Annotated in this window: 19 protein-coding genes; 13 read left to right on the top strand and 6 right to left on the bottom strand. The window is 43.6% G+C overall.

What is annotated here, in order from left to right:
* Nucleotides 1-3: 3 nt before the first annotated feature.
* The 3 genes from DWB64_RS05380 to DWB64_RS05370 all read left to right on the top strand — a co-directional run bounded on the left by DWB64_RS05380 (nt 4) and on the right by DWB64_RS05370 (nt 3,233).
* Nucleotides 4-2,457: a heavy metal translocating P-type ATPase gene (locus tag DWB64_RS05380; RefSeq protein WP_129487173.1), complete on the top strand. Its 2,454-nt coding sequence runs from the start codon at nt 4-6 to the stop codon at nt 2,455-2,457.
* Nucleotides 2,458-2,479: 22 nt separating this feature from the next.
* Nucleotides 2,480-2,689, top strand: coding sequence for a heavy-metal-associated domain-containing protein (locus DWB64_RS05375; protein ID WP_129487172.1), 210 nt, complete (start codon nt 2,480-2,482; stop codon nt 2,687-2,689).
* An 88-nt stretch (nt 2,690-2,777) separates the two neighbouring features.
* Nucleotides 2,778-3,233, top strand: coding sequence for a GNAT family N-acetyltransferase (locus tag DWB64_RS05370; protein ID WP_129487171.1), 456 nt, complete (start codon nt 2,778-2,780; stop codon nt 3,231-3,233).
* Between the two features lie 74 nt (nt 3,234-3,307).
* Here DWB64_RS05370 and DWB64_RS05365 read toward each other — a convergent pair whose 3' ends face one another.
* The 3 genes from DWB64_RS05365 to DWB64_RS05355 all read right to left on the bottom strand — a co-directional run bounded on the left by DWB64_RS05365 (nt 3,308) and on the right by DWB64_RS05355 (nt 7,404).
* Nucleotides 3,308-5,065: a M3 family oligoendopeptidase gene (locus DWB64_RS05365; RefSeq protein ID WP_129487170.1), complete on the bottom strand. Its 1,758-nt coding sequence runs from the start codon at nt 5,063-5,065 to the stop codon at nt 3,308-3,310.
* A gap of 63 nt (nt 5,066-5,128) precedes the next feature.
* Nucleotides 5,129-6,496, bottom strand: coding sequence for a sensor domain-containing diguanylate cyclase (locus DWB64_RS05360; RefSeq protein WP_129487169.1), 1,368 nt, complete (start codon nt 6,494-6,496; stop codon nt 5,129-5,131).
* Between the two features lie 65 nt (nt 6,497-6,561).
* The gene (locus DWB64_RS05355) at nt 6,562-7,404 is read right to left on the bottom strand and encodes a sensor histidine kinase (protein ID WP_129487168.1); all 843 of its coding nucleotides are present in this window, start codon (nt 7,402-7,404) and stop codon (nt 6,562-6,564) included.
* Nucleotides 7,405-7,589: 185 nt separating this feature from the next.
* Between DWB64_RS05355 and DWB64_RS05350 the strand changes: the two genes are divergently transcribed.
* The 3 genes from DWB64_RS05350 to DWB64_RS05340 all read left to right on the top strand — a co-directional run bounded on the left by DWB64_RS05350 (nt 7,590) and on the right by DWB64_RS05340 (nt 10,654).
* Nucleotides 7,590-8,030: an NfeD family protein gene (locus tag DWB64_RS05350; RefSeq protein WP_129487167.1), complete on the top strand. Its 441-nt coding sequence runs from the start codon at nt 7,590-7,592 to the stop codon at nt 8,028-8,030.
* 1 nt (nt 8,031) lies between these two features.
* Nucleotides 8,032-8,955, top strand: a complete 924-nt coding sequence (locus DWB64_RS05345) for an SPFH domain-containing protein (protein ID WP_129487166.1) — start codon at nt 8,032-8,034, stop codon at nt 8,953-8,955.
* Nucleotides 8,956-9,061: 106 nt separating this feature from the next.
* Entirely contained in the window at nt 9,062-10,654 is a 1,593-nt protein-coding gene (locus DWB64_RS05340; RefSeq protein WP_129487165.1) for a hypothetical protein, read from the top strand.
* A gap of 64 nt (nt 10,655-10,718) precedes the next feature.
* Here DWB64_RS05340 and DWB64_RS05335 read toward each other — a convergent pair whose 3' ends face one another.
* Nucleotides 10,719-11,153, bottom strand: a complete 435-nt coding sequence (locus DWB64_RS05335; protein ID WP_129487164.1) for an Lrp/AsnC family transcriptional regulator — start codon at nt 11,151-11,153, stop codon at nt 10,719-10,721.
* A gap of 20 nt (nt 11,154-11,173) precedes the next feature.
* Nucleotides 11,174-12,337 carry a hypothetical protein gene (locus DWB64_RS05330; RefSeq protein WP_129487163.1) on the bottom strand — a complete coding sequence of 388 codons (1,164 nt, stop codon included), beginning with the start codon at nt 12,335-12,337 and terminating at the stop codon, nt 11,174-11,176.
* Between the two features lie 177 nt (nt 12,338-12,514).
* Between DWB64_RS05330 and DWB64_RS05325 the strand changes: the two genes are divergently transcribed.
* Nucleotides 12,515-12,793, top strand: a complete 279-nt coding sequence (locus DWB64_RS05325) for a hypothetical protein (protein WP_129487162.1) — start codon at nt 12,515-12,517, stop codon at nt 12,791-12,793.
* A gap of 226 nt (nt 12,794-13,019) precedes the next feature.
* Here DWB64_RS05325 and DWB64_RS05320 read toward each other — a convergent pair whose 3' ends face one another.
* Nucleotides 13,020-13,256, bottom strand: coding sequence for a hypothetical protein (locus DWB64_RS05320; RefSeq protein WP_129487161.1), 237 nt, complete (start codon nt 13,254-13,256; stop codon nt 13,020-13,022).
* Between the two features lie 42 nt (nt 13,257-13,298).
* Here DWB64_RS05320 and DWB64_RS05315 point away from each other — a divergent pair, with 42 nt between their 5' ends.
* The 6 genes from DWB64_RS05315 (at nt 13,299) to ispE (ending at nt 19,093) form a co-directional block, all read left to right on the top strand.
* Nucleotides 13,299-13,955, top strand: a complete 657-nt coding sequence (locus DWB64_RS05315; protein ID WP_129487160.1) for a YkgJ family cysteine cluster protein — start codon at nt 13,299-13,301, stop codon at nt 13,953-13,955.
* A gap of 117 nt (nt 13,956-14,072) precedes the next feature.
* On the top strand, nt 14,073-14,345 hold the full coding sequence (locus DWB64_RS05310) for a Veg family protein (RefSeq protein ID WP_129487159.1): 273 nt from the start codon (nt 14,073-14,075) through the stop codon (nt 14,343-14,345).
* A gap of 310 nt (nt 14,346-14,655) precedes the next feature.
* Nucleotides 14,656-15,888 (top strand): arginine deiminase, encoded by a 1,233-nt coding sequence (arcA, locus tag DWB64_RS05305; protein ID WP_129487158.1) that lies wholly within the window; start codon nt 14,656-14,658, stop codon nt 15,886-15,888.
* A gap of 139 nt (nt 15,889-16,027) precedes the next feature.
* Nucleotides 16,028-17,020, top strand: a complete 993-nt coding sequence (argF, locus tag DWB64_RS05300) for an ornithine carbamoyltransferase (protein ID WP_129487157.1) — start codon at nt 16,028-16,030, stop codon at nt 17,018-17,020.
* Nucleotides 17,021-17,120: 100 nt separating this feature from the next.
* Nucleotides 17,121-18,059 (top strand): carbamate kinase, encoded by a 939-nt coding sequence (gene arcC / locus DWB64_RS05295; protein ID WP_129487264.1) that lies wholly within the window; start codon nt 17,121-17,123, stop codon nt 18,057-18,059.
* A 170-nt stretch (nt 18,060-18,229) separates the two neighbouring features.
* Nucleotides 18,230-19,093, top strand: coding sequence for a 4-(cytidine 5'-diphospho)-2-C-methyl-D-erythritol kinase (gene ispE, locus DWB64_RS05290; RefSeq protein WP_243118949.1), 864 nt, complete (start codon nt 18,230-18,232; stop codon nt 19,091-19,093).
* Nucleotide 19,094: the final 1 nt, after the last annotated feature.

Genomic DNA, 19,094 nt, shown 5'->3' with positions numbered 1-19,094 from the left:
ATTATGAAGAAAAAATTTGATGTTGAAGGGATGACCTGTTCCGCTTGCTCTAGGGCGGTGGAACGTGCCGTGGGAAAGGTTCCCGGTATATCCGCAGCTGCTGTGAACCTTACGACGGATCAACTTGAAATAAGTTATGAAGATGAGCATGTGACAGAAGAGATGGTGATCGCCGCCATTGAAAAAGCCGGTTACGGTGCGAATGTACACCATAACAGCAAGGTAGTCAAGATTGCTGTGGATGGAATGACCTGCTCCGCATGTTCGAGCGCCATTGAGCGCGGTGTTGGAAGAATGGATGGTGTCAACAGTATCAGTGTGAACCTGACTACCAATATCGCTGTGATCGACTTTGATGTCGATATGCTCAGAGTCTCTGAGATCAAATCCAAAATACAAAAAATCGGCTATACGCCAAAAGAAGTGATCAAAGATGAGATCACGGATTACCATACGATCGAAAAGGAAAATGCGACAAAAATCATGTGGCTGAAGTTTAAAGTTGCGATGGGATTCACGATAGTGCTGTTGTACCTTGCAATGGGCCACATGGTAGGCTTGCCGATTCCCGCCTTCTTGCACTCGGGCATGTATCCTCTTAGATACGCCTTAGTGCAGCTGGCACTGACAATACCGGTTATTGTGGCAGGGTATAAGTTTTACACGGTCGGTTTCAAGACACTAATCAAGAGAAACCCGAATATGGACTCTCTCATTGCAGTAGGAACATCTGCTGCGATAATCTATAGCCTTTATGCGACATACATGATCAGCACCGGCGTCACCACTTATGTGGAAAGCCTATACTACGAAACAGCTGCTGTGATTATCGCACTCATCATGCTTGGTAAGTATCTGGAAACCAGAAGCAAGTCAAGAACCAGCGAAGCGATCAAGAAACTGATCAACCTTCAGCCGAAAGAAGCGTCTGTCATTGTTGGTAAAGAAGTTGTCGTGATGCGTATCGATGAAGTAGAGGTCTCGGATATCGTACTGGTCAGACCTGGTGAGGCGATTCCTGTTGACGGCAGAATCACAAAAGGCGGTTCCTCTATTGATGAATCGATGATCAGCGGTGAAAGCATACCGGTTGATAAGACGGTGGGTGACGATGTGGTTGGTGGCAGTATCAACACCAACGGACTACTTGAAGTCGAAACCCTGAAAATTGGAAGTGATTCACTGCTTGCATCCATCATAAAAATGGTGGAGGACGCCCAAGGGCAAAAAGCTCCGATCGCCAGGATAGCGGATATCATTTCAGGATACTTCGTACCCATTGTCATGGCGATAGCTTCGTTAAGCGGTATCGCATGGTTTATCGCGACCGGTGACATACGGTTCTCATTAAAGATATTCATTGCAGTACTTGTCATCGCATGTCCATGTGCTCTCGGACTTGCGACACCTACGGCTATCATGGTAGGAACAGGAAAAGGCGCTGAGCACGGAGTCTTTATAAAAAGTGGCGAAGCCCTTGAAAACACGCATAAGCTGAACGCAGTGGTGCTGGATAAAACAGGAACTATCACCTATGGACAACCTGAAGTGATTGATGTGGTACCTGCACGTTTAGGTGACGAAGTGCAACTTTTAAGATTGATTGGCTCTGCTGAGGCGGGATCAGAACATCCTCTGGCAAAAGCGATTGTTCGTAAAGCATTGACGGTGACAGAGGAGTTTGAAGAGATAAGTAAGTTCGAGAACATCACTGGAAAAGGAATTGTCGTCTCACTTGGACCACGTGAAGTCATGATCGGCAACGAAGCGCTGATGAAACACAAAAATATAGCACTGCCTAGCGAGGTATCGGTTTCTTATTACGCCAAGCAAGGAAAGACAACGATGCTGATTGCTGTTGACGGAAGTTATGGTGGACTTATCACCGTGCAGGATCCTATCAAAGAAAGCAGTATCATAGCAGTCAAAAGGTTTAGAAACCTGGGCATCAAAACGGTGATGCTCACGGGTGACCATACAGATACGGCGAATGCTATCGCAGCCCAGGCTGGCATAGATGAGGTAATCGCCGAAGTGATGCCCGATCAAAAGGCTGCAGTCATTGAAAAACTAATCGCCGAAGGCTACCATACGGCCATGGTGGGAGACGGGGTCAACGACGCTCCCGCACTGGCACGAGCGGATGTCGGTTTCGCTATCGGCTCTGGAACGGATATTGCTGCCGAAAGCGCGGATGTCGTACTCATGAAGAACGACCTTAACGATGTAGTCACTACCATAGAACTGAGTAGGGCGACCATAAAGAACATCAAGCAAAATCTGTTTTGGGCGTTCTTTTACAACACATTAGGCATACCGCTTGCTGCGGGTGTATTTCATATATTCGGCGGACCGCTTTTGAACCCTATGTTTGCGGCAGCTGCGATGAGTATGTCTAGCGTAAGCGTTGTAACTAATGCTTTGAGACTTAAAGGATTTAAACCAAAACCCTATTAAAAACTATCAAACGGAGGAACTCATGAAAAAAACACTAAAAATCGAAGGTATGTCTTGTGGTCACTGCAAAGGTAGAGTGGAAAAGGCGCTCGGAGGACTTGACGGAGTAGCAAGCGTCGAGGTGAACCTGGAAGCGAAAACAGCGACTATTGAGTTGACAGCTGAGATTTCTAACGAACTGCTTACTGAAACTGTCGATGATGCGGGTTATGACGTAGTCGGCATAGAATAAGTTACAAAGTGGCAAGAGTGAAAGTGTTCCTCTTGCCATTTTTTTATTTTTGGTATGTTATAATGAAGTATAAATAGGGGGTATTGCCATGGAGTTTAGAAAAGTCAGCCTGAATGATGTTCAAATGATTATTGGATTTAGAGAAGATACTCAGTTTGTGGCCTATGGCAGTACGGAAGATTTTGATGCGACCGCGTATGAGAACCGACTCACTGGTAGGATCGAAAAGCTGCCGGAAGGCCAACTGCTGGTACTGAAAGACAATCAGATCATAGGGCAGCTGGGTATGGTGATCAAAGAAGAGGCGGATGCCACCTTCGGTTACATCAGCCTTTTATATCTGACAAACACCGCAAGAGGTCAAGGCTACGGCGCTCAGATATTGAACCGGGCCGAAGCTTTTTTTAAAGAAAAAGGACTTAAGGAGTACCGCTTGAAAGTAAGCGTCAAGAATACACCTGCCATCAGTCTTTATAAGAAATATGGAATGAAGGTACATACCGATCTAGTGACAAATTATATCATGTCAAAAATACTGCTCTGATGCAGATAATGATGAAACCCACCCTTACAGACAAAAGTAAGGGTGGGTTTTTAACTATTTCTTACTGATCAGTATCACTCAGTCAGAGCTAGGAACTGTTCGATCTCTTCTTCTACCATGCTTAAGGACGAAAGCCAGAAATCCTTCTTAGTGATATCAATCCCCATCGTCGCAGCGACTGTTTTCACATCCATTTTAGTCGTGTTGTTAAGGAGTTTGTTGTAATCCTCGATAAAGTTTTCCCTGCCGGCCTTGTACTGCGCATAAAGTCCTTTGCCGAACAAAAGACCAAAGGCGTAAGGGTAATTGTAAAAACTGAATCCTGATGAGTAATAGTGCGGTTTGCAAACCCACATGTAGGGATGAAGATTTTCGTGATCAAGACCGTCGCCATACGCCTCTTTTTGGGCATCGAACATGATCCCTTTGAGTTGCTTGACAGAAAGCGGACCTTCCGTTCTTGCTTCGAACACGTTCTTTTCGAAGATGAATCTTGAAAGAATGTCCACGATGACCTGTGTGGCGCCTTCGATCGATTTTTCAAGGATGAAGGTAGCATCTTCAGGACTCGCCTTTGCGATAGCCGCACCTGTGACGATTGTCTCGCAGAAGATGCTTGCTGTTTCAGCGACAGGCATGGTATAACCCGCATTAAGCATCGTTTCATTGTAGACCTGGCTGTTGTGGTATCCGTGTCCAAGCTCATGCGCCATCGTACTGACTTCCGAAAAGCTACCGTCAAAGTTAAGCATGATTCTACTTTGTCTTCTTCCGCGGATATGCGAGCAGAAAGCTCCGCCGCGCTTGCCTTGTCTAGGTTCAACGTCTACCCACTGCTTATCGAATGCGGTAGTCGCATAGTCGGCAAGCTCCTTTGAAAAGGCGCCGAAGTTTTCGATGACAAAGGTTTTTGCTTCGTCGTAGGTGTAGTTTAACGAGCTTGATGAGATCGGAGCGAACAGGTCGTAAAATGGAAGACCGCCTTCATGACCAAGAAGTCGAGCTTTTCTTTTAAGGTATTTATGGAAGGTCGGTAATTTTTCCTTCATCGCCTCGATCATCGCATTGAGCGACTCTAGGTCAAGACGTGCGTTGTTCGCGGACTCCTGCAGCGGTGAATCGAAGCCTCTTAGATTGGAGATCAGGTTGACTTCTCCTTTAATCGCGTTAAGTGAAGCGGCGACGGCTTCTTCGATTCTGTCGTATGCGCTGAGCTCTGCTGTGTAGGCTCTTTTTCTGACATCTGCATCGGCGTGGTTGGCCAAATTTCTGATCATTGAAAGACTGTATGGCTTAAGCTCGCCATCCAGTTCGAAATCGATCATAAGACCTGAGGTAAGTTTTCCCTGAAGATTGCTCCATGCGCTTGAACCGACGGTTTGCAACTTAGAAAGCAAGACTTCCTCCGCATCCGATAGAAGATGGGAGGCGTTGGTGTGTAGCTCCGTTAAATAGAACTCGTGAACTTTGACAACTTCTGAATCGCTGTTTTTGATATCTTCAACAGAAAATTCCGCAAGCCTTTTTTGAAAACGAACAACCGGTGCCGTAAGCAGCGATCCGACTTCTTCCATTTTGTTCATATACTTAAGTGCTGTTTCGTTAGTAGTATCCGTAGAGAAGGTCAGACTCGCATAGCCGCTAAGTGGATAAAGAAGCGTCATGATCCCGTTCAACTGGTTGATAAAGGACTCTGCAGTAACTGTGAATCCCTCTGTAAAATTAAGCGTAGAAAGCTTTTCGATGTTCTCGAGTAGAGAAGACAGGTCGTTTTTGTACTCGTCCGAATCGAAACCTGGATAGATCGATGTTAAATCCCAATAATGTTGCATTTAAATTCCTCCTATTAACCTAAAATCGGTCTGCCATTTTGTGACAGACCGGTTAGTTTTATTTTAGTCGTTTCTTTCTTTTTTTGCAAGTCGCAGACGTTCGTCAGCTCTTCTGATAAGATCGTCATAGGTCTTGCCGTCCAAAGGGCAGTGGGCGATTGAAAAATGAAAATCGGCGACTAGCTTTTCCTCTTTATAGACGACGGTGTCTAGTGAGAGCAGTTCTTTCATATGGATTACTTTTGACCGTGCTCCTTCGAAATCGCTACCGAAGAATACCATGATGAACTGATCGCCGCCAAGTCGTGCCAAAAGGTCTGAATCCCTAATCTGGGCGCGAAGCAGTTGGGCGATGTGTTTGAGTACCTGGTCGCCTGCGCTCTGACCGAAAGAGTCGTTGATAGAGCTAAGACCTGCGACGTCGATTTTGATTATGCAGAACTCCTCGTTGTACCTGAGTGCTTTTTTTATGTGGTTTGAGAAGACCTCTTCAAAATAATTACGGTTGTAGACGCCTGTCAGCGTGTCAAACCTCGAAAGATAATTTGTTTTTTTCATTAGCTCCTTGTTTTTAAAGAGAATGGCTACCTGTTTTGAGAAATACTCCATAATGGCGATGTCTCGTTCCTTAAAGGCGTTCTTGATACCGCTATCGACATTGATCATACCGTAGATCCTTCCGTCGACGATGATGGGAGAGCTTATCGCGGATTGGATATCCGAAGGGTGGTCATGGACGAAACGGTTATACTCCTCATCGGTGAAGTTGGCCTTATTGAAGGCGAGAATATCGTTGATAATGACTGAACGGTCTATCTGTCCTTTTTCCTCGATCCAAAGAAAGGTCTTTTTCAGGTCGATAGGAATGTTTTTGATCGCTTCATTATAACCGTGGACGGATAGAAACCTCATGATGTTCTGGTCGCTTAACTTAGCGAGTGAACCGTGGGAAGCGTTTTTGACGGCTTTTATCGCATTTTCAACGATGCTGTCATATAGCTCATCCTCGTCATCAGACATCAGAATACTCGTACTGATCTTAAACATGGCATCTCTTACTTCTGCAAGACGTTCCAGTTCACTGATCATTTCTACCTGGTCGCTTTTCAGATCGTGTGTCTTTTCAAAGAGTGAAAGCAGGTGCTGTTCCATGGCGTCGAGGTTATGGATAAAAAGTTCGTCGAATGAAAATCCCAAAGGGTGGTCGCTTGACTGTTTGTTGTGGTCGGAGATGGAGCTGAAAAGCTTCCTCAGCCTGTCCTTTAGTCGATAAAACATGATGAACCGATAAATGAGGACCGCTACAAGGATGGAGATCGCTCTTGAAATGAAGTTAGGATTCCCGATAAGCCATTCAGCGACCGCTAAGAATAGGAAGATCAGCACTGCAAGAAGAAGACTATTCAACCAAAATCTATATTGCTGTTTCATAAGAACTCCTTTCCGATAATTCGTGTTTAATATTTACCTCAATTTTACCGTGGTAATCAGAATTATCAGCTCAGGTTATGTTTTGGTAGATTGATTTTCAGCTGAAAGAAGATACCATTGAAGATTTCAAGGTGGATATCCCCTTCAAGCGACTTTACAATTCTTGATACGATGGATAAACCGAGCCCTTGGTTGCCGGATTCCATTTTTGTGCTATATCCTTTTTCAAAAACCCTATCCGGCTCGATGAGCTTTCTTGGGCTAAAACTGTTGGTGATGACAATGGTCGCGTTTATGGGATCTTCTGTCAGTGATATCTGAATGGTTCGTTCACTTGCGACTTCGATGGCAAGTGTAGCCTCAATCGCGTTATCGATGATGTTGGAAAAGATGGAGATCAGGTCGATGGTTCTTTTAGGGCTTAACTGAAGCGTGCAGTCAAGATCGATCTGGATGTCGATACCTGTTTCCCTAGCGATGTCGATCTTACTGTATAGGAGCACATCGAGTTCGTTCGAACCGGTCTGGCATTCTACAAAGGCATGAGTGGTCTTATCGATCAGGTTTTTCGCATAGTCGATCAAGGACTCGACCTTACCCGAATTTGCAAGCTCGTACATGACAATCAGGTGGTTCTTGATATCGTGTCTGTGCTGCCTATAGTAAATGATCTCATCGGAGATATGGCTTAGTTTCTGAAGTTCCAGCTGCGTTTTTTCCTGTGTGGTACTCACCTTTTTGAATCGGACCATCAAAAAAGTGAAGTTTGCGATTGAAAGGACAACCATGGTTCTCAGAGCCCAAATATTGGGGCCTTCTATCAACTCGGTCAATAGGTAGATGAGGGCGATAATCGCGATGGTAAGTCCGCTAAAGTAAAGTGTCATTGAAATAGGTGCTTTTCTCATAAACAGTCTCCAAATTTTGTATATCGATAAGTTTATTGTACACTAAAACCAGATGTTTTTTTATGCTGCAATGATATTTTTCGTAGGGGATTGCATTTTCGTACCTGTACAGTCATTTCCATGCCGATTTTAAAGCAAAGGAGGTTTCGTTATGCTACTATAAGAGTATAAAAGGAGGTGGAGATATGAGTTGGGCAATTATTTGGACAGTCTTAGCGATTCTATTTGCAGTAATCGAAGGTGCCACCCTCGGACTGACAACGATATGGTTCGCTGCAGGAGCGCTAGTCGCCCTGTTTATGACATGGATAGGATTCAATGTATATGTGCAGGTGGTTTCGTTCATCGTCAGCTCGATACTGTTCTTGCTTATCACACGACCGCTTGTTGTCAAATACATGAAAGTGGGCAGTGTAAAAACCAATGTGGATAGCCTGATCGGAAAAAAAGGTGTTGTGGTGAATGAGATCACAGAACACAACTACGGTCAAGTAAGGCTTGGCGGACAAGTATGGACTGCGAAAAGTATCTCAGATGCGACTATCGCACAAGGTCAGGAAGTTATAGTTGAAGCGATTGAAGGTGTCAAGTTAGTCGTTAGCGAAAGAACAGAATGGGAGGATTAAGATGTTAGGCTTTGGAATTTTTATTGTAGTAATTTTATTTTTAATCGTATTAGTAATTGTAAATATCCGAATTGTTCCTCAATCGAACGCTTATGTAATTGAGCGTCTTGGTGGATATATGGGAACTTGGGCTGTGGGTCTTCATTTGAAAATTCCATTTTTAGATAGGGTAAGGACTAAAGTTTCTTTGAAAGAACAGGTAGTCGATTTTCCACCACAACCGGTTATTACAAAGGACAACGTCATGATGCAGATCGATACGGTTGTCTATTATCAGGTGACGGATCCGAAACTATTTACTTATGGTGTGGGAAGACCGATTGTCGCAATCGAGAATTTGACAGCGACGACACTTCGTAATATCATAGGTCAACTCGAGCTGGACGAATCGCTCACTTCTCGTGACCTTATCAACGGACAGATGCGCGCGATTCTTGATGAAGCAACCGATCCATGGGGAATCAAGGTAAACCGTGTAGAAGTGAAGAACATCTTGCCTCCAAGAGACATCCAGGAAGCGATGGAAAAGCAAATGCGTGCCGAACGTGAAAGAAGACGTGCGATACTTGAAGCCGAAGGTATGAAAAAGGCTGCGATCCTAACTGCCGAAGGTGAAAGAGAAGCAAGAATCCTAAGAGCGGAAGGTGAAAAACAGTCTGCTATCTTATCTGCCGAAGGTGAAAAGATCGCTGCGATTAAAATCGCAGAAGGTCAGGCAGAAGCGATCAAGTCGATTCAAAAGGCTACAGCAGAAGGTATCGAATTCATTAAGGCTTCTGCACCGAATGAAGGCGTGCTTGCCCTTAAGAGTTTTGAGGCACTCGTCAAAGTCGCAGACGGCCAGTCCACTAAGCTGATTATCCCGTCAGAAATGCAAAATCTCGCATCGCTTGTTGCAAGCGTTTCGGAGATCGCTAAAAAGTAAATTGAGCGACAGGTCAGGGGAATAAAGCCCCTTGACCTGTTTTTTTGTGTGCACATTCAGGTAATTTTAACTATAATAGGTATGAGGAAGAATACTAGGGGGTATTATGAAAAAAAGATATTGGAAAATTGTAATCGTTATTTTGTTATCTGCAATGTTTAGTGTGTATGTTTCAAGGTTGTATGAAGTGAAAAAGACGCCGCCATCAGAAAACTGGAGCCATCATGTTATGATTGCGGATGAAGTAGACGGATATATGAAAAGACGCCTTGGCATATTGCCTGCATCAGACGGATTTTACACGTACTTTATTAAACATGATTCATTTCATCTGATTCATTCGTCTCCTAAAGCTGAAACTAGTGAAGTACTATCACTTGCCGACTTCGGGTCTGATATCGTGAAGGTGGCTGCACACTGGGATGAAACGGGAAGCTTGCTGCGCGTACTGGTGCTCGACGAAGAAGGGATCAGACACAAGGGATTGACTCTTGATGGAGCGGTCGCGTTCGATCAGGTCCTTTATGAAGGAAGCTACGGAGATGTCAGAAGCATTCAGATTTTTGACAGTTTGATCTTACTTCAGTTCTTGGATGAATATCAGTTGCTGGATGCTGAGGGGATTGTCATTGAAACCGGTGAAATCAACTATAAGACCAAAATGATCGCATCTGAGAAGGATTCTCTTGTCTATATGCATATCAGCGACCTGGACCAGGCGAAAATTGTCGTGTATGGCAGTGATGGCATTCGTGTCAAGGAGTTTGATGTGACAGAGCCTAACGAACGCGACATCCTTGGTTACGCACAGTCCATCGATGTCTTTGATCAGAAGATCGCCGTGACATTTTCAAAGTTCAAGAGCTCCGAAAAGAAAACGACTAGGTTCACTACGATGATATGGGACGGAATAACAAACGAGCTCATAAGAAAAGACAGCGGTTTGTTCGGCTATACGGATGAGCCGGTTCAGGTGAAAGGGGTAACGCAGGAAAAAACGGAGCTGGTCATTACAGGAAGCACCAAGTTCGGATCGAATGTCTTAAAGACGTCGATTTACGGAGAGGATATTCTAGAGAGATACCCATTGACCAAGACGCTCAGGGCGGTGACAAATCCGATTTATTTTGAACTGGATGGAGAAGAGTACGTGGTTTGGTTCGATGTGGAGGATGAGATGTCCGCAATCATGCTGGCATCTACAAACGAGGTGGTTGTAAAAGACAGCTACGCGAGCCTTGATTTGTCTCTTACTACGATGGTGGGTAACGGAATAATGGGAATCTTCGGTTCGCTCCTGATGGTCATGCATGCGGGTAGCATTATCGTACTTCCATGTGTGTTTCTTATTTTCCTATCTCTTTGGTTGCAGGGGAAGAAGGGCTTTAAAAGTGAATATGCGGTGATTTTCGTTATGGTCGCTCATGTGGCGATCAAATTGTATTATGTGATGGTCCTGATGGAACCTGAAAGTTTGAGTATCATGTTCGAGCAGTTTTTCGGAAACGGCGCCTTGGTTGCCGGTGTACTCGTCCTTACTTCGCTGATTGTCGCAGTAGCAACCTTCAATTACAGGAAACATCACGAACTTGATTCTGAACATTATACCTATGCTTTCTTCGCGGTGGTCGATTTGGCGGCGTTGATGCTTACCTATCAAGTATATGGTTACAGCATGCTGATGCTCACAAGACTTTAACATAACTAAAAAATGACGGCCGAAAGGCCGTCATTTCAGTTTTGTCATATTAGGGTAAATGCGTCTAGTCAAATTCGATCACTTTATTGGCGATCGGGCTCGATAAAATGATCGAGGTGTTTGTTTTTGCAAACTGTTTAATCTCATCAATCATCGCTTCGAGTTCAGAAATGTTGTCTACAAGGACTTTGATGATTAAGCTGTCGCCACCTGTGACGTGGTGACATTCAACGATCAAGTCGCTTTCTGTAGCAAATTTCAGGAACTTGTTATACGACTCTGATGCCATACTGATGTCGATAAATGCACTTACGGTTTTGCCGAGTTTTGAAAAATCAATCATCGCTTTGTAACCTGCAATTATCCCTGAGTCTTCCATTTTTTTAACGCGTTCCGATACAGCTGGAGCAGTCAATCCTACTTTCTGCCCTAGATCTTTCATCGATATGCGGCCGCTGCCTTGCATGATTTCCAGTATTCTATAATCTGTCTGATCCACTAAAGTCCTCCTAGTAACGCCTAAAGAATCAAATCGAATAGTGTTCCGGATTGTACACTCATTCGATATTGGTTGCCGGCATAATCCGGGGTTTTCGCACTATCCCTTGTTATCTGCTCAATTGCCAGTCGTGCAAGTTCGGGCTCTGAAGTTTTGGCGAAGGATATCGCGCTACTTTTTAGTGCTTTGATCGAACGGGACAAATCCAAAGGGGTTTCCTTTGATAACCGTTCGATGCTCCGGTCTTCTAATTGTACCCTATCTTCGTTTGGATTGCCACTAGCTGAGGAAATTCTTTGCAGGTCCATGCTCAACGCTTTTACTGACTTGTTTATTTGCAGGCTTCGGTTTTTTTCAAAAAGTTGGAGGCTATCACGTGATCGCTCTATCAGGTTTTTAGTCCTCTCAAGCACTTCTTCTTTTAGTGTGATCTCATATCGGTTGAAGCCGATATCCTCTTCGGTCAGGCTGATTTCAACGCCTTCTCCCGCGATTTCCAACTGAACTTTATTTGTGTCCGAAGTGTATTCATCTCCTAAATAGGTGATCCTTGTGTTACTTGCGCCTGCAAGACGGTTTAAGTTGAGCGGTTTGGTGAAAGTACCAGTCACTTCAAATTCGCTGCTTTTGCCTTTTGCTGTGGAAGATAGCTGTAGTCTGATACCTTCATCGGCATAGACTAGTTTTGCCTTAAAGGAGCCAGTCTTGTTGACTTCCCGTGCAATGGTTCTGAGCGCATCCTCATTGGTATCGGCTTGTGTCAGATCAACTTCGATATCGGTGGTTTCATCGCCCTGATTAAAGGTTAGCGCTGAAACGTCGCTTTGAAAATCCAAGGCGCCCGGATTCAGAAAGTCACTCTGATCGAGTTGATCGCTGGCTACTTCCATTGTGGAAAAGCCAATGGCAATTGAATTTTCGGATGGCTCAGATGCTTTTGTGGCAGTCAGTAGTGAAGATTCGTCAAAACTTGCTGCGTTAGCCAGTGCATTCAAGCCCTTTGTAGCTATCTTCATATAGGAATTGAAGCTATTCAAGGTGTCTTTCACAATTTGCGGCATATATCTAGCTGCAACAACCGAATTAAAAAGACTGTTGGTCTGGGATTCATATGCAGGAAAAGCCTTATCCAGCTGCTTGATAATGTTTGCATAATATCCATAGGACGTTACGGAATTTAACATGGTCATCGCCTCTTTGACACACTTACCCTTATTGCATTTATACCCTTGAAATCATTTCTGAAACCGAACGACCGCTTTGTTGACCTTGAATTGGGGGTCTGATATGATAAAACCATCTTTGATAATCGCCATGAGTGCAGTTGCAATGGTGATTGCCGATAAAGGGGGGATGTAGGTATGGGTGACAAAACGATTCATCGAATCAACGTCGCTACTTTGGCGGTTGGAATATTGGGGCTTATAGGTGTACTTGGAGAGGGCTTCTTTAGATTGTTCAAGTTAGGCGCCTACCCTCTGGATACGAACTGGCTAGTGATATTCCTGATCATCTTTTACACAGCAGCCACCGGGTTGAAGTTCGTACTGACAGGACGAAGAAGAAACGGGTATTATCTACTCTTCTTTTCTGTGATACTGACCCTAGTTGCCGCGATTCTATTGAAATACGGGCAATAAAAAAGACCACGTTCTATTCTTTGGCGATTGGCCATTTGACAACGTCGTCTTTTATACTTGCGTTTTATGCTGTTTTTGCTCTGCCGTATCCTGATCAAGTGCGACGTAGAGTCCCACCAGCAGAACGATCACTAACATTTCCATGTCGCACCTCCTGTCATGTTTGACTAGAGTATATCATGAATGTGGATGCGACAGCCTTGTGTCATCGTTTTGTAATCTTTTGTTAATCCTTTTGAAACGCCGCGATCAACTGATCGATCGCCGCAAGATCGAATCCTACACTAAAATGGCCCTTCACTCTAACCGCGGGAATCGCGATGATTCGATTTGCCTTAAACCAGACCATCCAGTCCGGTTCTTCGTCGAGATCGATATAGTCATAAAGGATGCCTTTGGCATCAAGGTATTCCCGTACTTTTACTGTCTCAGCGGAATAGGTTTTTCCAATGACTTGCCACATGAAATCAACCCCCTTTTTAACAGTATAGCAAAGGAGCACGCAATGTTAAAGCAGGCACTGAAACGATTTAACGATATGGATACGAAAAGTGAACTGAATAGAATCTACTCCGTGATAACAGGCGGGACATGCAGTAGCTGCGGTAAATGCTGCTACGACAATGTAGGGCTCAGCGCATGTGAGTTTTTAAATATCCTCGACTTCCTTCAAAAGGAGGATCGTATCAAGGAAACAGTCTCCACTGTGGAAAACTGGTATATGAATCAGTATGTGAAAGTGCAACCTTGTATCTTCCTAAAAGACAACAGATGCACTGTATATGAGGTCAGACCCCTTACTTGCCGGTTGTTCGGACATCAGGAGGCCGCTGAGCAAAGCGGTAGGGTAGAGCTTGTACTGAAGCAAAACCAAGAGGCCAAGCATTTTTTACGTGAGGAATACGGTATAGCCGTCAGCGAGGAAGTACTAGAACATGCGATCAGGCAGTGTGACTTCAAACCGCAGGTAAGACTGACAAAAGCCGAACGTGCCAAGTTGTTTGATCTTATCCAGCAGGAGGACAAGGACTACTACCTGGGAGATCTGATTGATGAGGAGCTGATCAACCTGTCGCTGATCGAATGGTTTGTTGCGCTATATATAGATGAAGACCAACTTTTTGAGCGACTGTTGACTGAAATGTCGAAAAGACCAGAATAGTTTGATTTTAGCTAAAGCTATTGACAAAAAAACGCTAGTTATGTATAATAATTGACTTTTAGTTGCCATGATGTTATCATTTAGAGGATGTAAAAAACTATGTGGGGTGGTGTTCTTATGGCAACTAGGGAAACTTTAAGTGAAATCCGTAAAACTATTGAAGGGTGTATCGGAGAAAAAGTAGTACTAAGAACAAACAAGGGCAGAAAAAAAGTTAAAGTTAGAGAAGGCGTTCTTGAGGAAGCATATCCAAATGTTTTCGTTGTAAGGATTGACGATGGCATGATGTCGCAGAGAAAAGTATCATTCAGCTATTCAGACGTATTGACAGAAACTGTCGAAGTGACACTTTGTACATCAGAAACAACAGTTACCGCTGCAGTAAATTGATAAATTAGGCTATGCCTAATTTTTTTTTGTATTTTTTTATAAGCTTGCTTATACTTTTTGACTTATAAAAATACATCCCCTGAAAACGTTTGCAGATTGATTGCACAGGCTTATTAGGTGTTAGACGGATATTTACATATTATGCCACTTTATTCACGGCATGAATATTCAGAATTCTCATAAACATTCAAAAAAACTCTAAATCTGTTGTAAATTAATGGTTTGCTTTGATTACATCTTATGTGTATACTTTAAATTAGTACAGATCGAGTGCATAAAATTCAAATGTTTACCAGATTGAGGTGTCGATATGAAAAGCGTTACAGGGATTCAAGTTTATTCCGAAATCGGACAACTGAAAAAGGTTATGCTACACCGTCCGGGCAAAGAAATTGAAAATTTAACACCAGATTTAATGGACAGATTGCTGTTCGACGACATTCCGTATCTTGAGGTCGCAAGGGAAGAGCATGATGCTTTTGCCGATATCTTTAAAAACAACGGAGTTGATGTCGTTTATCTTGAAAACTTGGCTGCAGAGGCTATTGCGGATGAAGGTGTGAAAAGGGCTCTTATTGATGAGTTCATTTCTGAAACGAGCATTAAAAGCCATCATCTCAAGTCGAGCGTCAAAGACTATTTTTTAAACTTCGATGACAACAGGGCCTTGATTGATAAAATGATGGAAGGTATCCGAAAAGAAGAAATCACGAATTATGAAAAGACGACTCTTGCGGATATGGTTGCTTCCAATTACCCGTTTGTCGTTGATCCGATGCCGAATCTTTATTTTACTAGAGATCCGTTCTCATCGATCGGTACAGGGATCTCCTTGAACCACATGAGAACCGTAACAAGAAATAGGGAAACCCTATTTGCAAAGTACGTGTTCGACCATCATGATGATTACAAGGATATTAAAGTACCTAAATGGTATGATAGAACCTATAAGTATTCCATCGAGGGTGGAGATCAGCTTGTACTTTCCAACAAAGTCGTTGCCATAGGCGTATCTGAAAGAACAGATGCCGCTGCGATCGACGAGTTTGCGAAGAACATCTTCGCAGACGGTCAGAAGTTCGAGGTGATACTCGCGTTTGATATTCCTAAAAAAAGAGCCTTCATGCATCTTGATACCGTATTCACAATGGTGGATTACAACAAGTTCACGATTCACCCGGAAATCGAAGGACCGCTTACGGTCTACTCGATCAGAAAAGGTCAAAACGGCAAGCTTGATATCGAAGAGGAAACCTTGGAACTGAAGGATGTCCTGTCGAAATATCTTGAGGTAGACGATGTGGAGCTGATCAGATGTGGTGGCGGAAATGCGATAGATGCCGGCCGTGAGCAGTGGAACGACGGATCAAACACCCTTGCGATAGCTCCAGGGGAAGTAATCGTATATTCAAGAAATCACGTTACCAACAAGCTGCTGACTGAGTCTGGCGTCAAGCTACATATCATGCCTTCAAGCGAACTTTCGCGTGGCAGAGGCGGTCCTAGGTGTATGTCTATGCCGCTGTATAGGGAACTGCTATAATAAGGTATCAAGTTCTAAAATCAGAGACTATCATTGACTTTGGAGTAACACAAAGGTTTAAACTTGTTTTGAACTGCCTTGTGCAGTCATCAATAGATTATAAGGCCTTGGCCTACTTAAAATTCTAGGAGGATGTAAAATGCCAGTAAATTTGAGAAACAGAAACTTAATCACATTGAAGGATTTCACACCAGAAGAAATTAAATACTTGCTTCAACTTTCTGCTGATTTAAAAGCGAAAAAGAGAGCGGGTATCAAAGGAAACTTATTAGAAGGAAGAAACATCGTATTGTTGTTCGAAAAAGCATCTACAAGAACACGTTGTGCTTTTGAAGTTGCGGCTTTTGATGAAGGCGCTAACGTGACATTCCTTACAAATAGCCAAATGGGTAAAAAAGAGTCGATTGAAGACACTGCTAAAGTACTTGGCAGATTCTACGACGGTATCGAGTTCCGTGGATTCAAACAAGAAACAGTGGAAGAACTTGCTAAATATGCAGGTGTACCGATCTGGAACGGTCTTACTGACCTTTACCATCCAACACAGATCCTTGCTGACTTCTTGACAGTGATGGAACATGTGAACAAGCCGTTAAACAAAGTTAAATTCGTCTATGTCGGTGACGCTAGAAACAACATGGGTAACTCACTGATGATCGGCGCTGCTAAAATGGGTATGAACTTTGTGGCTCTTGCTCCAAAAGAATTGTTCCCAGAAGAAGCTCTTGTAGCGGAAATGAATGAAGTATGTAAAGCGACTGGCGGTTCGATCACGCTTACTGAGAACGTTGATGATGTAAAAGGCGCTGATGCAATCTACACAGACGTTTGGGTATCGATGGGCGAAGAGCACATGTTTGAGGAAAGAATCAAGCAGTTGATGCCTTACCAAGTAAACATGGACATGATCAAGAAAACTGAAAACGACGATGTGATCTTCATGCACTGCTTGCCTGCATTCCACGATAGAATGACAGAAGTTGGTGAGGATATCTTCCAAAAATTCGGAATCGAAGCGATGGAAGTAACGGATGAAGTATTCAGAAGCAAACATTCAGTAGTCTTTGACGAAGCAGAAAACAGAATGCACACAATCAAAGCGGTAATGGTTGCGTCAATCGGTAACTTATAAAATCAACTGAATAGAGTATAGCGCTGTGCCTAAGTCGCATAGCGCTATTTCTAGCTTAAAAAACCATAAAACGACTGATATCGGGGTGGAAAAAATGAAAATGAAAGACAAAATTGTTGTCGCTCTTGGTGGTAACGCCTTAGGCAATACTCCTGAAGAACAATTAAGTTTGGTACTCAACACTGCAAAACCGATTGTTGATCTGATCGAACATGGTCATGAAGTAATTCTTGCACATGGTAACGGTCCTCAAGTAGGCATGATAAACCTTGCGATGTCCACTTCTGCAAATTCAGAGGCGAAGACTCCTGAAATGCCATTCCCTGAATGTGGCGCGATGAGCCAAGGCTACATCGGATACCACCTGCAAAATGCAATCAGGGAAGAACTGTTAAATAGAGGCTTGAATGTACCGGTTGCCACCGTCATCACACAAGTGATTGTCGATAAGGATGACCAAGCATTCCAAAATCCTACAAAACCTATCGGTGCCTTCTACTCGGAAGAAGAAGCTAAAATGCTTATCGAGACTAAAGGATACCAGATGAAAGAGGATTCAGGCAGAGGCTGGAGAAGAGTAGTCGCTTCACCAAAACCTGTGGATGTCGCAGAAAAAGAGACGGTTAAAGCGCTTGTCGACCATGGTCACGTGGTTATCTCTGTCGGCGGCGGCGGAATTCCTGTAATTGCTGAAGGGAATAAACTGATCGGTGTTCCTGCGGTTATCGATAAGGACTTCGCAAGTGCGAAACTTGCAGAGATTCTTGACGCGGATTACCTGATCATCTTAACTGCAGTCGACCAGGTTGCGATCAACTTCGGTAAGGAAAATGAAAAATGGTTAAGCTCTTTAAGTCTTGAAGAGGCAAACCAGTACATTGAAGAAGGTCACTTCGCTCCAGGTTCGATGCTTCCTAAGGTTCAAGCGGCAATGGCGTTCGCGGCTTCAAAACCAGGAAGAAAGGCACTGATCACTTCACTTGAAAGAGCTGAAGAAGGTATCGAAGGAAAAACCGGTACAGTGATCGTTCAATCATAATCAAACAGATATAGGGCTCGTCACATAAACTATGTGGCGGGTTTTATTTTTTTTTGCATAAAAAACTTAGTGGGATCGTTCAATTAACAAAGGAATCCCTATGGTAGAAGGGATTAAATTGGTTTATAATAAAAAATAGAGTGTATACAAAGTACATAAGAGGTGAAATAGTGGATACGATTACACTAAGAGCATATGCAAAAATAAATTTATCGCTTGATGTTATCGGCAAGAGAGAAGACGGCTACCATCTGCTTGAGATGGTGATGCAGGAAATCGGTATTTTTGATCTGGTGACCATCACCAAAAGAAAAGACGGTAGAATTCAAATCACATCGTCTGTAAGCTACATTCCAGTCAATGAGGAAAACATCGCCTATAAGGCTTGTCAACTGATGAAAGAGAAGTTCAACCTCGAAGGCGGATACGATATCCATATTGAAAAAAGAATACCTGTAGCAGCCGGTCTTGCTGGCGGGTCATCTAATGCGGCAGCGGTATTGAAGGGAATCAGAAGCCTTGAGGATCTCGAGGTGAGTGATGAGGAGCTGATGGAGCTTTCGCTTGCGATCGGGTCCGATATCCCATTCTGCATCCAAGGTGGAACAGCCCTTGCGCAAGGGATCGGTGAGAAGCTTACGCCGATTGAAGTGAAAAATGATTATTGGGTGCTGCTCGTCAAGCCTTCGCTTAGTGTTTCGACAATTCATGTTTATAAGACATTGAAATGGGACACGGTAGTGAATCATCCGAGTACTGAAGAGCTGATCAAAACCCTTAGGGAAGACAACGTATATAAGCTGTCAGAACATATGGGCAATGTACTGGAGACGGTGACGGCAGTAGAGCACAGAGAGATCGATCAGATCAAGTCACAAATGATGAATTATGGTGCGATCATTGCCCAGATGAGCGGTTCGGGTCCAAGTGTGTTTGGACTTTTCAGGCGCACGGATCAGGCAAAAAAAGCACTTAAGAATATGCAAAGGTTCTATACTGAAGCCTATTTGGTTAGACCGGTCGCAAGGAGGTAGC

This window comes from Fusibacter sp. A1, from assembly GCF_004125825.1.
Lineage (GTDB): Bacteria > Bacillota > Clostridia > Peptostreptococcales > Acidaminobacteraceae > QQWI01.
The sequence above is the reverse complement of the archived record's forward strand: the minus strand, read 5'-3'. Positions and strand labels throughout refer to the sequence as shown.

Excerpts from the sequence above, each read along its gene's own strand:
- DWB64_RS05380 (WP_129487173.1), top strand. The coding sequence starts at position 4 with ATGAAGAAAAAATTTGATGTTGAAGGGATGACCTGTTCCGCTTGCTCT.
- DWB64_RS05375 (WP_129487172.1), top strand. The coding sequence starts at position 2,480 with ATGAAAAAAACACTAAAAATCGAAGGTATGTCTTGTGGTCACTGCAAA.
- DWB64_RS05370 (WP_129487171.1), top strand. The coding sequence starts at position 2,778 with ATGGAGTTTAGAAAAGTCAGCCTGAATGATGTTCAAATGATTATTGGA.
- DWB64_RS05365 (WP_129487170.1), bottom strand. The coding sequence starts at position 5,065 with ATGCAACATTATTGGGATTTAACATCGATCTATCCAGGTTTCGATTCG.
- DWB64_RS05360 (WP_129487169.1), bottom strand. The coding sequence starts at position 6,496 with ATGAAACAGCAATATAGATTTTGGTTGAATAGTCTTCTTCTTGCAGTG.
- DWB64_RS05355 (WP_129487168.1), bottom strand. The coding sequence starts at position 7,404 with ATGAGAAAAGCACCTATTTCAATGACACTTTACTTTAGCGGACTTACC.
- DWB64_RS05350 (WP_129487167.1), top strand. The coding sequence starts at position 7,590 with ATGAGTTGGGCAATTATTTGGACAGTCTTAGCGATTCTATTTGCAGTA.
- DWB64_RS05345 (WP_129487166.1), top strand. The coding sequence starts at position 8,032 with ATGTTAGGCTTTGGAATTTTTATTGTAGTAATTTTATTTTTAATCGTA.
- DWB64_RS05340 (WP_129487165.1), top strand. The coding sequence starts at position 9,062 with ATGAAAAAAAGATATTGGAAAATTGTAATCGTTATTTTGTTATCTGCA.
- DWB64_RS05330 (WP_129487163.1), bottom strand. The coding sequence starts at position 12,337 with ATGTTAAATTCCGTAACGTCCTATGGATATTATGCAAACATTATCAAG.
- DWB64_RS05325 (WP_129487162.1), top strand. The coding sequence starts at position 12,515 with ATGGGTGACAAAACGATTCATCGAATCAACGTCGCTACTTTGGCGGTT.
- DWB64_RS05320 (WP_129487161.1), bottom strand. The coding sequence starts at position 13,256 with ATGTGGCAAGTCATTGGAAAAACCTATTCCGCTGAGACAGTAAAAGTA.
- DWB64_RS05315 (WP_129487160.1), top strand. The coding sequence starts at position 13,299 with ATGTTAAAGCAGGCACTGAAACGATTTAACGATATGGATACGAAAAGT.
- DWB64_RS05310 (WP_129487159.1), top strand. The coding sequence starts at position 14,073 with ATGGCAACTAGGGAAACTTTAAGTGAAATCCGTAAAACTATTGAAGGG.
- arcA (WP_129487158.1), top strand. The coding sequence starts at position 14,656 with ATGAAAAGCGTTACAGGGATTCAAGTTTATTCCGAAATCGGACAACTG.
- argF (WP_129487157.1), top strand. The coding sequence starts at position 16,028 with ATGCCAGTAAATTTGAGAAACAGAAACTTAATCACATTGAAGGATTTC.
- arcC (WP_129487264.1), top strand. The coding sequence starts at position 17,121 with ATGAAAGACAAAATTGTTGTCGCTCTTGGTGGTAACGCCTTAGGCAAT.